The 537-nt window shown below is 54.0% G+C and carries 1 rRNA gene; it reads right to left on the reverse strand.

The annotated features are described in order from the left end of the window. Positions 1-19: 19 nt before the first annotated feature. Positions 20-537 (reverse strand): 16S ribosomal RNA (locus V3C40_RS28260); the annotation flags it as partial.

The raw sequence follows: 537 nt of genomic DNA on the forward strand, positions 1-537 counted from the left end.
TGATTCGTGCAAACTCTAGAAAGGAGGTGATCCAGCCGCACCTTCCGATACGGCTACCTTGTTACGACTTCACCCCAGTCACGAATCCTACCGTGGTAAGCGCCCTCCTTACGGTTAAGCTACCTACTTCTGGTAAAACCCGCTCCCATGGTGTGACGGGCGGTGTGTACAAGACCCGGGAACGTATTCACCGCGACATGCTGATCCGCGATTACTAGCGATTCCAACTTCATGCAGTCGAGTTGCAGACTACAATCCGGACTACGATACACTTTCTGCGATTAGCTCCCCCTCGCGGGTTGGCGGCGCTCTGTATGTACCATTGTATGACGTGTGAAGCCCTACCCATAAGGGCCATGAGGACTTGACGTCATCCCCACCTTCCTCCGGTTTGTCACCGGCAGTCTCATTAGAGTGCCCTTTCGTAGCAACTAATGACAAGGGTTGCGCTCGTTGCGGGACTTAACCCAACATCTCACGACACGAGCTGACGACAGCCATGCAGCACCTGTGTACTGGTTCTCTTTCGAGCACTCC

The sequence above is a fragment of the Janthinobacterium sp. LS2A genome (assembly GCF_036543145.1).
Taxonomy (GTDB): domain Bacteria; phylum Pseudomonadota; class Gammaproteobacteria; order Burkholderiales; family Burkholderiaceae_D; genus Janthinobacterium; species Janthinobacterium aestuarii.